The sequence below is a fragment of the Alteromonas sp. BL110 genome, from assembly GCF_003443615.1.
Lineage (GTDB): Bacteria > Pseudomonadota > Gammaproteobacteria > Enterobacterales > Alteromonadaceae > Alteromonas.
The window spans coordinates 1,281,589-1,295,478 of the sequence record NZ_CP031967.1 but is presented as its reverse complement, the minus strand read 5'-3'; the positions used below and the strand labels follow the sequence as shown (position 1 = coordinate 1,295,478).

Annotated in this window: 13 protein-coding genes; 3 read left to right on the top strand and 10 right to left on the bottom strand. The window is 44.2% G+C overall.

Annotation, left to right across the window (positions count from 1 at the left end):
• Window positions 1-2 precede the first annotated feature (2 nt).
• The 5 genes from D1814_RS05655 to rpe all read right to left on the bottom strand — a co-directional run bounded on the left by D1814_RS05655 (window position 3) and on the right by rpe (window position 5,588).
• Complete coding sequence (locus tag D1814_RS05655) at window positions 3-1,211, bottom strand: aspartate aminotransferase family protein (RefSeq protein WP_118490487.1); 1,209 nt, start codon at window positions 1,209-1,211, stop codon at window positions 3-5.
• A 518-nt stretch (window positions 1,212-1,729) separates the two neighbouring features.
• Complete coding sequence (locus D1814_RS05650) at window positions 1,730-2,896, bottom strand: HDOD domain-containing protein (protein ID WP_118495320.1); 1,167 nt, start codon at window positions 2,894-2,896, stop codon at window positions 1,730-1,732.
• A gap of 292 nt (window positions 2,897-3,188) precedes the next feature.
• Window positions 3,189-3,773, bottom strand: a complete 585-nt coding sequence (locus D1814_RS05645; protein ID WP_118490486.1) for an anthranilate synthase component II — start codon at window positions 3,771-3,773, stop codon at window positions 3,189-3,191.
• Window positions 3,774-3,865: 92 nt separating this feature from the next.
• A complete protein-coding gene (gene trpS / locus D1814_RS05640; RefSeq protein WP_118490485.1) occupies window positions 3,866-4,873 on the bottom strand; it encodes a tryptophan--tRNA ligase in 1,008 nt (335 codons plus the stop codon).
• Between the two features lie 37 nt (window positions 4,874-4,910).
• Window positions 4,911-5,588: a ribulose-phosphate 3-epimerase gene (gene rpe / locus D1814_RS05635; RefSeq protein ID WP_118490484.1), complete on the bottom strand. Its 678-nt coding sequence runs from the start codon at window positions 5,586-5,588 to the stop codon at window positions 4,911-4,913.
• Between the two features lie 397 nt (window positions 5,589-5,985).
• Between rpe and D1814_RS05630 the strand changes: the two genes are divergently transcribed.
• The 3 genes from D1814_RS05630 to D1814_RS05620 all read left to right on the top strand — a co-directional run bounded on the left by D1814_RS05630 (window position 5,986) and on the right by D1814_RS05620 (window position 7,404).
• Window positions 5,986-6,714, top strand: a complete 729-nt coding sequence (locus D1814_RS05630) for a TorF family putative porin (RefSeq protein ID WP_118490483.1) — start codon at window positions 5,986-5,988, stop codon at window positions 6,712-6,714.
• Window positions 6,715-6,888: 174 nt separating this feature from the next.
• Entirely contained in the window at window positions 6,889-7,197 is a 309-nt protein-coding gene (locus tag D1814_RS05625; protein ID WP_039217648.1) for a hypothetical protein, read from the top strand.
• Window positions 7,198-7,206: 9 nt separating this feature from the next.
• Entirely contained in the window at window positions 7,207-7,404 is a 198-nt protein-coding gene (locus tag D1814_RS05620; RefSeq protein WP_118490482.1) for a DUF2970 domain-containing protein, read from the top strand.
• A gap of 100 nt (window positions 7,405-7,504) precedes the next feature.
• On the opposite strand, the gene D1814_RS05615 is transcribed toward D1814_RS05620, so the two are convergent.
• The 5 genes from D1814_RS05615 to D1814_RS05595 form a co-directional block, all read right to left on the bottom strand.
• Window positions 7,505-8,365: a Dam family site-specific DNA-(adenine-N6)-methyltransferase gene (locus D1814_RS05615; RefSeq protein ID WP_118490481.1), complete on the bottom strand. Its 861-nt coding sequence runs from the start codon at window positions 8,363-8,365 to the stop codon at window positions 7,505-7,507.
• A 227-nt stretch (window positions 8,366-8,592) separates the two neighbouring features.
• Entirely contained in the window at window positions 8,593-10,110 is a 1,518-nt protein-coding gene (locus tag D1814_RS05610) for an SPOR domain-containing protein (protein WP_118490480.1), read from the bottom strand.
• 121 nt (window positions 10,111-10,231) lie between these two features.
• On the bottom strand, window positions 10,232-11,299 hold the full coding sequence (gene aroB / locus D1814_RS05605) for a 3-dehydroquinate synthase (RefSeq protein ID WP_118490479.1): 1,068 nt from the start codon (window positions 11,297-11,299) through the stop codon (window positions 10,232-10,234).
• Window positions 11,300-11,329: 30 nt separating this feature from the next.
• Window positions 11,330-11,845 (bottom strand): shikimate kinase AroK, encoded by a 516-nt coding sequence (gene aroK / locus D1814_RS05600; protein ID WP_118490478.1) that lies wholly within the window; start codon window positions 11,843-11,845, stop codon window positions 11,330-11,332.
• Window positions 11,846-12,113: 268 nt separating this feature from the next.
• Window positions 12,114-13,889 carry a type IV pilus secretin PilQ gene (locus D1814_RS05595; protein ID WP_118490477.1) on the bottom strand — a complete coding sequence of 592 codons (1,776 nt, stop codon included), beginning with the start codon at window positions 13,887-13,889 and terminating at the stop codon, window positions 12,114-12,116.
• Window position 13,890 lies beyond the last annotated feature (1 nt).

Genomic DNA, 13,890 nt, shown 5'->3' with positions numbered 1-13,890 from the left:
AATTATTCGGCGTTTACAACGGCGGCAACGGCGCGCTCAAAACGTGCAAGACCTTCTTTAATATCTTCGTCAGGAATAACCAGTGAAGGTGCGAAACGAATAACGTTCATGCCAGCAACAAGGCACATAAGGTTCTCTTTGGTCGCTGCCATCATGAAGTCGCGTGCGCGGCCCTGATATTTTTCATTTAACGCACAACCTAACAGCATGCCTTGACCACGTACCTCTTCAAATACGTTGTACTTGTCATTGATAGCGCCAAGTAACTCGCGGAAAAGCGCTTCTTTCTTAAGTACGCCTTCAAGCACTTCTGGTTGATTTACGATATCTAACGCTTTTTCTGCAACCGCACAGGCCAGTGGGTTACCGCCGTAAGTACTACCGTGGGTACCTGGCTTAAGGTGTGCAGCAATTTCATTTGTTGTTAGCATAGCGCCAATTGGGAAGCCACCACCAAGGGATTTAGCTGTAGTTAGGATATCGGGTGTTACGCCAAGGCCCATGTAAGCATAAAGGTGACCAGTACGACCAACGCCTGACTGAACTTCATCAAAAATCAGTAGTGCATTGTGTTTGTCACAAAGCTCACGTACACCTTTTACAAAGTCGGTGTCCGGTGGAATGATTCCGCCTTCACCTTGAAGCGGCTCCATCATTACCGCACAAGTTTTATCTGAAATTAAGGCTTCAAAGGCAGCTAGGTCATTGTAGTTACAGTGATCAACAGCGCCTGGCTTAGGGCCAAAACCATCAGAGTAAGCCGCTTGACCACCTACCGTTACGGTAAAGAAAGTACGACCGTGGAAACCTTTATTAAAAGCAATGATTTGATTCTTGTCTTCACCGTGCTTATCAAGTGCCCAACGACGAGCTAGTTTAAGTGCCGCTTCGTTGGCTTCTGCACCAGAGTTGGCAAAGTAAACTTTGTCAGAGAAGGTTGCGTCGTTAAGCTTTTTAGCAAGGCGAAGGGCTGGCTCGTTGGTAAATACGTTACTAAGGTGCCAAAGCTTGCTGCCTTGTTCGTTAAGCGCTTTAACTAGTTCAGGATGGCAGTGACCTAAAACGTTTACTGCAATACCGCCTGCAAAGTCGATGTACTCAGCTCCATCTTGATCCCATACGCGTGAACCTTCACCTCGAACAGGTACCATGCCTGCTGGGTTATAGTTAGGAACCATTACATCATCAAATGTAGCGCGAGTTACGTTCATCTTTGTTACCTCTGCATTGGGCGCCAATCACAATATGTGAGCCTGCTTGTCTAATCGATGCGCACGTTTTATTCGTGCTGCGTGAGTCGATAAGCATCAATTGGGCGCATAAAAACTAATCGGATTTAATTTACAGTATGCCATTTTTTTTAACATTTGTCTTCTATGCGAAGGGCTGCAGCCCTTTATTTATAAGGACTGTGGCTTAATTTGCAGGAAAAGTGAATAACTATTAACTACTGGGCTATATCAATTAGTAATAATCAACTTTTACGCTAAGAAAAGCGCCGCGTGGTGATTTAACGGAATAAAAAGGGGGGATGGGCCGTAACGAGCTTGCCGATTTATTTAAGCATAAAACAGGCAAACCACTGAGTTAACGTCAATATTTTTGAGTGTCAGACACCAAGGACGAAAAAAGTGCATAGCCAATGCATGAATATCCACAAATTATTTAGCGTTTTGTACGCTATGTTGCCCGATTTTTGTTCTAAATGGGCAGGGTGTGGCAATAAGCCCTAGTAACTATCCTCATTTTTCACTAGCGGAAGAGTAAAGATATCCGTGCTCTTAAGTGCCTCTAGTGCACCTGCAGGGTATTTTTGTTCTGCAAAAAGTGGTTTAACTTCTTTTATATCGACAAGCTTTAACTGATGCAGCATTCGTATTTGCGTGTAAGCGCGCGCTTGGTGGAGTATTTTGCTCAACGTTTTGGCCTGTGCAGGCTGTTTATCAGCACACGCACGCATTGGTTGTGCAATTGGCAGGCGGGTAAAGTGCATCCACTCCATAATGTCTGCGCTAATTGCATCAGCAAATTCTTGCTGTAAGGCAATAAGATGATTTGCTGATGGGGCAATTTTTAGTAAAGCCTCGTGACGCTTTTGTTCTTTATCTTTTTGACACTCTTGCAGCAGGTGCAGTTGAATTTTATCGAACAGTTTGAAGTAAAGCCGCGTAACGGCGCAGCGACCAAGGTTACTTACCATTGCCAATACATAGGCTTGATTTTTGTTGAGGTCACTTAATGTAGCGAGACGTTTGGCAGTAAGCGCAACGCCCGTGGAGTAATGCGTCAGTTTTTGTTTTATCAACGGGTAAGGGTCAGTAATTTGAGGCATTGCCCGCTTTAAAATCAATGAGGGAATTAGCGTACGTAAGTTTTCGATGCCTAAAAAGCTTAACGCAGTGCGTAAAGTTTCCACCACAATAATACGTCCCCGCGAGTCTTTTCGTCTAAATTGGGGAGTATTTACTACCACGATAAGTTCGTCGTAAAGCCATGGCATGGTGGCGACTATCGGCTCTAGTTTTGAAACTGAGCACGCTTTTACAGATAAAGCATCTAGTAGCTCACCAATGTTTTCAGGCAAGTTGAGCACTTTCTGTACGAGTTCGTCGGTATAGCTCAGTTGTTCAGTTAGTTCACCAAGCAAAATCTCGTGAAGGTGGTGGCTTACTGATTCTAAATAAGAGGCTTCTGTTTTTTCCTGCAGGCGCTTGTTTTCAATTGCCACTTTTTCAACGTGAAGTAAAAGCCTACGTGCGTCTCCCTGTTCTGACTGTTCGAAGCTGACTTCGCCCACCTTGCGCTTCCCTAGCATTTCAAGCACACGCTCGGGTGATATGATCATATTTTCAAATCGATCATCTATCGTCGGCGGTGTGGTTGCCCCCATTGTCATATTAAAAGCACTCCTGCTCATAACTTTTTGGTGAACGGTAATATTATCGTACATTAGGGGCCTTTATAACTTTCGCTACGTAATGATGAAGATGTAGCTACCACTTAAAAGCACAGTTAGCACCCTGCAATGATTAATATCGCTTATGTAACTTTCCACATAAAGCTCTGTTAGCACCTTGGCTAAACTTGATTATGAAAAGTTAAACGAAAAATCAGTGAATTGCGAATTTTAACGGCCTTCAAGCGTAACCTTTTACACTATCTAGGGTATCGGCAACGAGTCTGTAGACTTAAACGTTTTTACAGTGAAGAAAAGCCCTAAGTACGCTATGACCGTGTTCGGTAAGCAACGACTCAGGATGGTACTGAACCCCCCATATAGGGTAACGATTATGGGAAACCGCCATAATTTCTTTGGTCCCTAAAGCTGTCTCGCACCAAGCATCGACGCGCAGTGATGACGGTAAAGACCCAGGGTCTAACACCAACGAATGGTAGCGGGTCACATTAAAGGTGTCAGGTAGCCCTTTAAATAAGCCTGTATTGGAATGGGATAACGCTGAAACTTTACCGTGTTTAATTTCTTTTGCGCCTACCACGTCAGCACCAAAGACTTGACCTATGGCTTGATGACCTAAGCAAACGCCCATTATGGGGATTTTACCGGCAAAGTGCTCTATTGCAGATAAACTGATACCTGCTTCGTTAGGCGTGCAAGGACCTGGGGATATAACAAGCTGAGAAGGTGCTAAGCGCGATATATCGTCAATATTGAGGGCGTTGTTTCGCACTACTTCAACGTCAGCCCCGAGCTCTGTGAAATACCTGGCAAGGTTATGAGTGAACGAATCGAAGTTATCAATTAACAGCAACACAGCAGCGTTAATCCTTGGTATGTTTATAAAGCTACGGTTGAGACATGAAGCGCTCTATTAGCGCTTCATGCCCTTTGCATACTGTATTTAAGTTACGGCTTTGGAATAAAACCCACTGCTTTGTAAACTTTGGCCAGCGTCTCTGCTGCACGGGCTGATGCTTTCTCAGCACCCTGGCGCATTACCTCATCCAAGTACACTCTATCTGCACGAATTTCAGCGTAGCGAGTTTGAATAGGTTCAAGTAAAGATACCACTGCATCCGCGACATCACCTTTCAAGTGACCGTACATTTTATCTGTATACTCAGGCTCGAGCTCTTTTACCGATTTACCCGTAGCTAAAGAGAGCAGGGTAAGTAAGTTAGATACACCTGGCTTCTCGGTTGGATTGAAGTAGATATTAGCTTGTTCGTCAGAGTCGGTTACCGCGCGTTTAATCTTCTTAGCCAGTTTTTTAGGGTCTTCTAGCAAACCAATGAAGTTATTTGGGTTGCTGTCTGACTTTGACATCTTCTTTTCTGGCTCCTGCAGGCTCATGATACGAGCTCCGAACTCTGGAATATAAGGGTCAGGTAATTGAAACACGTCGCCATATAAGTTATTCACGCGGGTAGCAATGTCACGTGTTAACTCAAGGTGTTGCTTTTGATCTTCACCCACAGGCACTTTGTCCGCTTGATAAAGCAAAATGTCTGCTGCTTGAAGCACAGGGTAGCTATACAAGCCCACATTTATGTTGTTCTCATTTTTCGCAGATTTATCTTTAAACTGCGTCATGCGGTTTAGCTCGCCCATTTGAGCATAGCAATTTAATACCCACGACAACTGCGCATGTTCTGGCACATGCGATTGCAAAAATAGCGTGCTCTTTTGCGGGTCAATACCGCACGCTAGGTAAAGAGATAGCCCGTCCAGGCAAGCTTCGGCAAGCAGCTTTGGATCTTGTCTTACGGTGATCGCATGTAAATCGACAATCATGTATAAGCAGTCGTGATCGTCTTGCATGGAAACCCACTGTTTAAGTGCACCCATATAGTTGCCAAGGGTAAGTTGTCCTGAAGGCTGGCAGCCACTTAATACAACGGGTTTATTACTCATTTCTATTTACCTGTAATACGTTAAATACTGTTAAAAACTATGCTTTAGATAGCGATGAAAGTTCTTCGCGCATTTGCGCAATCACATCGCTGTAATCGGGCTGAGAAAAAATGGCCGAACCAGCCACAAACATATCTGCACCAGCTTCTGCTATTGCGCGAATGTTATCGACTTTTACGCCACCGTCAATTTCAATTCGAATATCGTAGCCGCTTTGTTGCACGCGCTGCTTCACCGCACGCACTTTATCTAGGGTGCTGGGTATAAACTTTTGACCACCAAAGCCAGGATTCACCGACATAATAAGTATATGGTGTAGTTTATCCATAACATGATCTAGGTAGTGTAGCGGCGTGGCCGGGTTAAATACCAAGCCAGGTTTGCAGCCCGCGTCAATAATAAGCTGAAGTGAACGGTCTATGTGCTCAGACGCTTCTGGATGAAAGCTGATATAGCTTGCGCCAGCGTTGGCGAATTTCTCAATAAGGCCATCTACCGGCTTTACCATAAGGTGAACATCAATCGGCGCGGTTATACCGTACTTTCTCAATGCTTCGCAAATCATTGGCCCAAACGTAAGGTTTGGCACATAGTGGTTATCCATTACATCGAAATGCACCACATCGGCGCCTGCGTCTAATACTTTTTCTACATCTTCACCAAGTCTAGCGAAGTCGGCAGAAAGTATTGATGGGGCAATTAAAAACGGTTTCATTGCGTGTCCTTCAAATCAAAAACAACAAGGTGCGTTGCCACTTACGTTATAGGGTTGCGAAAGTTTACCCAAAACCATGCTTCTTTACTATGCAAAGGGCGCAACAAGGATGATTTGACATGAATTTAAGACAAACAACCGTGAATGGTACCGTTGCCCAATTGTGGGGAGGCTGCGTTTTATTGGTGCATTTTTAAACGACAATTGAGTCGTATAAATTACGAGAGCGATAGTGAGTGAATTTATAAATTGTTATTTATCAGTGGATTATAGTTATTTTTGCGAGCTTTTTTAATGAACCATAAATGGGCATCAACCTTGCGTTACCCAGTCCAAAAAGAAAAGACAGACAGAAAAAACGAATTACAACAAGTTTGAATTTGACTGGAGAACACACATGAAAACATCTACAAAAAGAACCTTACTTGCCGCTGCTATTTCTTCAGCGTCTCTACTAACTGCAATGCCGAGCTATGCCGAAGGCGAATTTACTGCCAATGCAAGTGCAACCAGCAACTACATTTGGCGTGGTCTAACACAGACAACTAACGAAGCTGCTGTACAGGGCGGTATCGACTACGCTCACGAAAGCGGTTTTTATGCAGGTACGTGGGCGTCTAACGTAAATTACGGTGCAGGTGATGTATATTCATACGAGCACGATATGTATTTTGGTTTTGCTGGCGAGTCTGATGGCATTGCGTATGATTTCGGTTACCTTTACTACAACTACGATGATGAAGCGAACTTCGACTTTGCGGAATTATACGGCTCAGTAGGCATGGGAGGCTTTAGCCTTACCGTTTACTTACTAGCTCACACTGAAGCCGATGAGCCAGAAACAATGGATTTTGGATTCGCTCAAGCATCATACACATCACTTGATTACAGCACGGAAATTTTAAACGGTACTGAGCTTGGTTTTCACGTTGGTTACCACGAAGGTGACTTTGCTGAGGCGTTCAATGGCGTTGAAGGTTATTTAGACTACGGCGTTTCAATTGCAAAAGACGGATTTAGTTTTGCGATTACGGGCACTGACCTTGATGATATGGGCGGTGACGACGAATTCGATAACGATGCAGTTAAATTTACTGTAGCTTATTCAGTAGACTTCGAGCTTTAATTTTTAAAAAAGAGTTCGATGGAACGGCCTCTTAATTAAAACGTTGAGTTGTAAAAGCCTGATGTCATTGCATTAGGCTTTTCAATTTGAACAGCAATGCATTTTTAACTTGTTCGTTACCTGCTTTTGATTATAATGAGATTAAATTTTAAACGAGTGTAAGGGGTATTCAGGATGAAAGTTCTTCCTTTTTTTGCGATTTGTGGAGCCGTCGCCCTAGTTAGCGTAGCCGTTACAAATCCGCCCAGCTCACGCTCGTCTGTTTGTGAATTTCAACCTGTTACCGAATTTAATCCAAAACTTCCTGCAAGCCACATTCAAAACCAATGCGCCCGTCATCAAGAGGGAGTAGAAGAAGTCAGCTGGCTATCATGGATAGCAGGAAAATCTCCTTCCTTTCAGTTTCACTTTTTAGATTTACTAGAGTTGCTTCACAGCGACGATGGCAATCGGGATTTCACCTCACCCTCAAACGACTCTTAAGGGAACATTATGCAATCTGGTACTGGTTTTTGGTCAGTTCTAGGTAGTGTAGTGGCAAGCCTGTTCGGTGTTCAAAGCCATAAAAACTATGAACGTGACTTTACTAAAGGTACTTTTATCAGCTTTGCTGTTATAGGTGTTATTTTAGTTGTGATATTCGTTGTTTCGCTTTTCATGTTTGTAAAGTGGTATACAGGCTACGGCTGATAATTCTTTCACACTTAGCAGAAGCGCTGAGTATCTTCTTGCTTCAAATTGGTATTCTCTAACCTCTTTTGCAGTAATTATTCAGCAGAAGAACGCGGGGCTATTTTTTCTTACGTGTTTTTCGCTTCGCAATAACTTTTGCCGGTGGAAAATAAGCCAGTATTTCATCTACTGGCTGTCGCTTCGCGCCATTTTGACTAATCGAGCGTTTAACTGAAAGCATGCTAAAGTCTGCTCCTTGATATAAAGCACGGGTTAGCGGTAGGTCGTGGTTCGATATCAACACCGGTATACCACGCTTTTTAGAAGCTCGGGTGGCTAATTCCGCTAGCTTTTCTTGAGATTCTTGCCCAAAACTTCGCGCTGCATAACTGGTGAAGGCTGCTGTCTTACTAATAGGTGCATAGGGAGGGTCACAATAAATAACATTGCCTCGTCTAGCCCTCGAAAAAACCTTCTCAAACGGTAGGCAGGTAAAGGTGGCCTTTTGTGATTTTTCAGAAAACACAAACATTTCGTCTTCTGGAAAGTAGGGCTTTTTGTAACGGCCAAACGGCACATTAAAACGACCTTGAAGGCTATATCGACATAAACCGTTATAGCCGTGGCGGTTCAAATAGAGGAAAAGAATAGCGCGATAGTATTCGTCTTGTGTGCCGTTAAACTCTTCTCGTAAGTCATAATACATCTTTTCTTCATTGCGGCTCCCGTCAAAAAACGAGCGCGCGTCGTTAATAAGTGCGTCGGGTTGGGCTTTTAAGAAGTTGTATAAGTTAATGAGGTCAGGGTTGATGTCATTAAGCAGGTAGCGTTTGTATTGCGTATTCAGAAATACAGATCCGGCACCAACAAACGGTTCTATAAGTTTGTTAGCTTGCGGTAATCTGGCCTGAATGTGCTCAACCAAGCTGTATTTGCCACCGGCCCACTTTAAAAAGGCACGGTTCTTTTTCTGCATCATGCTTAAACGTTACTACCTAGACGGAATGAAGACGGTGGTTTTTCCTTGCGCCGCCGTTCCAAGGGAAAGGGTCGTCTTTATACTTTTATGCTGATCAGTATCAGATATCACCACGCTAAAGGTAGATTGTAACTTTCATCAGTAAAACGGACAACCAACAAGTGTCGCAAGAGTGGAATTTTGCTAAATAATCAGAACTAATTACGCCTTTTGGTCTTTGAATCGGCTTAATTTTGCGCTTTGTCTATTTCAGCTAGGATCTGACTACCTCGCTTTATAAACGCATTTTGTTTGCCCGGATATTCAGGTAACGCTGCGCGAGTTTGCTGTGCTTGGGATAGTGACGGATAAACTTCTCGAAAAACAACCACAAACCAATCGCCACCGTAGCGTTCAGTTTTATAAATGCGGGTTTGCGCTACAAGATTGTTTTCACGCAAGAACGCATTGAGCACCGATTCGCTTTTCATCGCTAGCATTTGAATGGCGTAATCGTTAGCGCTAATCCACTGCTCTAGCTGAACTGTTGGTTGGTTCAGCGTTTCGCTACCAAGCGCTGTATCAGTGTTTTGCGGGCTCGTTAGTGTTGTTTGTGTATTATCTGCAGCCCTTTGGTCAGTAGTTTTACCCGCACTAGTATCGAGTGAGGAAGAACTTCCACTTTGTGCGCTTGGTATAATATTACTATTATTGCTTTCTGGTTCAGGCGACGAACCTGCATTAGGCAGTGATGATACTGCGCTTTCCCAATCGGTAATTAGCGAGTCATTCTCTGCTATTTCATTCTCTACTGGCTTATCAAGGGTTGGCTGACTGGTTAACACAGGTGTTGCACTTGGTGTTGAAACAATTTCCACATTACCGGTTTGCGTGTTCACACGGCCTTGCATACCATCAGTTGTATCTTCTTCGATTTTCTCAACAGCGACGTTGCGCCCTTCTTCATCCTCGCCGCCAGCAATGAGCTTATCGTAGGCGGAACCCGGTTCTACCTGGGTGTCGTTAGCTTCAAGAGTTTGTCGGCTAATAGGAGAGAAAATTGATGCGAGCTTTTCACCGTATTGCCAATAGATAAGGCCACAGAAAGTGGCCAGAAACACCAGAGCTACGCAAGCATAAAACCATTTTGTTTTTAGCGGGTTAGTGAATGTCTTAGTATTTTCACGCTGTCTATTTTCTAAATGAGCCTGAAACGCTTCTCTGCGGGAAGCTATCATTTTGTCGAGGTCTGACTCGTAGTTACGCTGCTCGCTAATAACAGACTGGCTACTAATAATAAGAGGAGTTTCAGTATTTTTAGCAGGAAGCCATTGTTTAGCGCGCTCAGCCCATGCGTTATTTGCGAATAACAAGACGTTTAAATGCTGTTTGTTTCCAGCGAATCGGCTTTGTAAAACTAAGTCCCACAGCTCTTGTAACAGCGCATCAGGAAGGTTATGAGCTTGGGTGATAGCAATTAGAATTGGGCCTTCGTGGCTATTCAAGTCAGAAAGCAACTCATTTAGGGGGCGAACAAAGCTTCCTACTACTTGGCCAAGTAGCTGCCGACAAAGCTGTCTACGATAGTCAGAAGGCTCCATATTATCTTGCGCAGTCAAATACGCAATTTCGGTATCATCGTGCTGTTGGAAGACAAAGGCTTCAAGGGTTTTTTGTTGCTGAGCAATAGACTCGCCGCTGACAAAGATCAGCTGAGAAGAGTAATTAACCAGATATTCCAAACGTTCATGCAGCTCACTTTGCATGGGAGTTTGCCCTTATTCACCGTTGCTTTAAAAACTGTCTAGCAACGCACCTTATTAAAAGTTTCCCGCGTATCAGGAATAATAAAAGGACACGCTGCCAGTTTGTCGCGAACGCGAATGACTAAGATAGAATGTCAGTAAGGATGGCGTCTGTAACGTCTTTGGTGACAACCGCTTTGCCAATGCCTTGAGGAAGTACAAATCGAATACTGCCCGCTTCCACTTTCTTATCGCGTTTCATGTGCTTAACATAGTCGTCTTTCGTCATGCTACTAGGCCCTGCAATAGGCAGCGCAAAAGCTTCGAACAGCGCTGACACGCGTCGGGTTTCTGACGCTTCAAACCATGTTAATGCTTCAGCAGCTTTACAAGCAATTATAGTACCAGCGGCTACCGCTTCGCCGTGTAGCCAATTGCCATAACCTTGTTCGGCTTCAATAGCATGACCAAACGTGTGGCCTAAGTTAAGAATGGCGCGTAGGCCACCTTCCCGTTCATCTTTCGCAACAACTTCTGCTTTTATTTCACAGCAGCGGGAAATGGCGTAGGTAAGGATTTCAGTATTAAGAGACGTAAGTGCGTTAACGTTTTCTTCAAGCCACGTAAAAAACGATGCATCGTAAATGATGCCGTATTTAATAACCTCTGCCATACCAGCAGCAAATTCTCTTGTCGGTAGTGTCGCCAGCGAGTCGGTATCGATAGCAACATAAACAGGTTGGTAAAAAGCACCAATCATGTTTTTACCCAGAGGGTGATTTACTGCGGTTTTTCCGCCTACCGAGGAATCAACTTGAGAAAGCAGGGTAGTAGGCACTTGAATAAAAGGCACACCGCGTTGGTAAGTTGCTGCAACAAAGCCTGTGAGATCTCCTATCACACCACCACCAAGGGCGATTAATGTGGTGTCTCTTGCCGCATTCAATTCGAGCAGGCGAGTCATGACCACTTCGAATTGTTCTAAATTCTTGTACTGCTCGCCATCTGGCAAAATGATAGTTTCAACGTGAACGTCACCACATGCTGCCTTGGCGGTTTCTAAGTAAAGGGGCGCAACGGTCTCGTTTGTTACGATAACTGCCAGCGGACCTTTTATACAGGCACTAAAAAGGCCGGGTTGCGAAAGCAGCCCAGCCTCTATCTGTATAGGATAGCTACGTTCTCCAAGTTCCACAGTTAAGGTTGACATTGGCGTAGCACCTCCTAATACATATTTAATTTATAGACCGATTTTACTGATAATTTGATTTGCTACAGCACGCGCGCTCTGGTCGTCTGTATCAACAATGTAATCAGCAACTTCTTCGTAAAGCGGGTTGCGCATTTCTGCAAGATCGCGAAGAACTTGTTCCGGATCTTCGTTTTGTAGCAAAGGGCGACGTTTGTCGCGTTGTGTACGTGCAACTTGCTTATCGATTGTGGTTTGAAGGTAAACAACAATGCCGCGAGCAGATAAACGATTACGCACCGCTTTAGTTACAATAGAACCGCCGCCAGTGGCAAGTACAATACCTTGCTTATCTGTCAAATCGTTAATGACGTTTTCTTCACGATTGCGGAAACCGTCTTCGCCTTCTAAATCGAAGATCCAAGCGATATCTGCACCTGTACGGCGCTCAATTTCCTGATCCGAATCAAAAAAATCTAGGTGAAGTTCGTCTGCCAGATGTCTACCGATGGTACTTTTGCCAGCACCCATTGGGCCAACTAAAAAGATATTACGTTTTTCAGCCATATTTGCTTATATCACAACTTAATCATGTTAGGGGCAGTGCACTGTTGCCTTACCAGCCTACCCATTGACTCGTGCCTATTTAGTTTCCAATAAGCACCACTCCTTAAACCTCGCTTAAATTTCGAGGCAGGGATTATCTCAGTTTCATGCAAGGCGATGCAAGTTTTGTTACTAACAAATAGTGTATACCTGTAAAATTAGTTACAAAAAAAGCCTCAAAACAAAAAAAGCGCATCAAGATGCGCGTTTTTTGTAGGTGAAAATGTACTTATGGTCTTTCGGTTACTATTTTAGGCGTAACAAAGATAAGTAGCTCTCGCTTCTGTTGAAGTTGTGAGGTATTTCTAAATAAGGCGCCTATAAAAGGTAAATCACCAAATAAAGGAACCTTTGATACGCCGTCCGAACTAGTCTGTTGGAAAATTCCGCCAAGTACGATAGTTTCACCATTTTCTACCAGTACTTGGGTTTTAATTTCCTGGGTATCGATGGCTACTGCATCGCCGGTTGATGTAGACACAGTTTCACCGCGCGTGTCTTGAGTTACAACTAAATCCAAAATTATGCGATTGTCTGGCGTAATGTGCGGGGTAACTTTAAGCGATAGCACAGCCTTTTTGAACTCTACCGACGTTGCACCGCTCGATGTTGCCTGAACGTAAGGAATTTCTGTACCTTGTTCAATATAAGCTTCGTGCTGATTGGCGACGGTAATACGAGGGCTTGCAATGATTTCACCCTTGTTCTCTGATTCCAAAGCAGAAAGTTCAAGGTCTAAAATTGTGCCGTCAACTAAGCTCGCAATTTGAAAGCCGATGCTTCCCGCAGCGCTAGTTACCGGAAGATTCACATTAAGACGGTTATCAATGCTAGGCACCACGCCTCCGGCAATGGTATCGGCCGCTTCAAGAGTACCTGATACGCCGTTATCGTCTTGGCGGTCGCTAAACCCCCACCGAACGCCTAACTGCTCGTCAACATCATCAAGCACAGTAACCATGCGGCTTTCTATCAGCACTTGCTTCACTGGAATATCTAACGCATTGATAGTTTTTCTTGCTTCATCAATAGAGGCTAAGGTATCGCGAATAAGTAATGTATTGGTTCGTTCGTCCACGGTAACGCCGCCACGGTCCGAAAGTATCCCACCCTCGGTAGATTTCAATATGGTGGCTAACGCTGAGGCTTTAGCATAGTTAACCGAAATATTTACCGTGTGCAGTGGGGCTAAATCCGACACCTGCTTTTTAGACTGGAGCGCTTGGGTTTCACGTGCAGATAATTCGTCGGCAGGCGCAATTAACAAAATATTGCCTTCCAAACGCTTGTCTAAGCCTTTAACGCGCAGAATCATGTCTAGGGCTTGATCCCATGGCACGCCAGACAAGCTAATTGTGACGTTCCCTGAAACTGTGTCTGTTGTGACTAAGTTAAACCCATTTACTTGCGCGATAATTTGTAGAACCTGCCTTACAGGAACATCTTGAAAATCTAAAGAAATGGGGTCGCCAGTGTATTTTTGTTCTGCGTCTAAAGCTTCTTGTTGTTCGCTATCCATAGGCGAAATGGCTACGCGCAGTACACTGTCTTTTACCGTATTTTTAACGGTAACTTGGCCAGAGTAGTTAATCTCAATACGTGCATCATTTTCATCTTCAAAGGTTTCTATGGTTGAAACAACAGTGCCAAAATCGGCCACACTAAGCTCGATGAGCTGGTCTTCAGCTAAAGCGGTATTGGTAAGTGTAAGAGACACCTTTCCCTGCGACTCAATGAGCTGCACTTTGGGTACTGAACCGACGAACTCCACCAGGGTTACCGCTGTACTATTGGTCGCTTGTGTGAAGTCTACATTCGTAACCGTAGTAGCGGGAGCCGTTTCGTTTTGTTTAGCGCTGGGGTCTACCAGCAGGGGTTCCTGTGCTCTTACGGGGTGAGACACCAAAAAAGTAAATGAAAATATTGCAGCGACAGCAAAAGCCAGCCAATACCATCTAGGCGCTCTTCGGTTGAGAGACTTATTAAAAATGTATCGTTCGGCCATG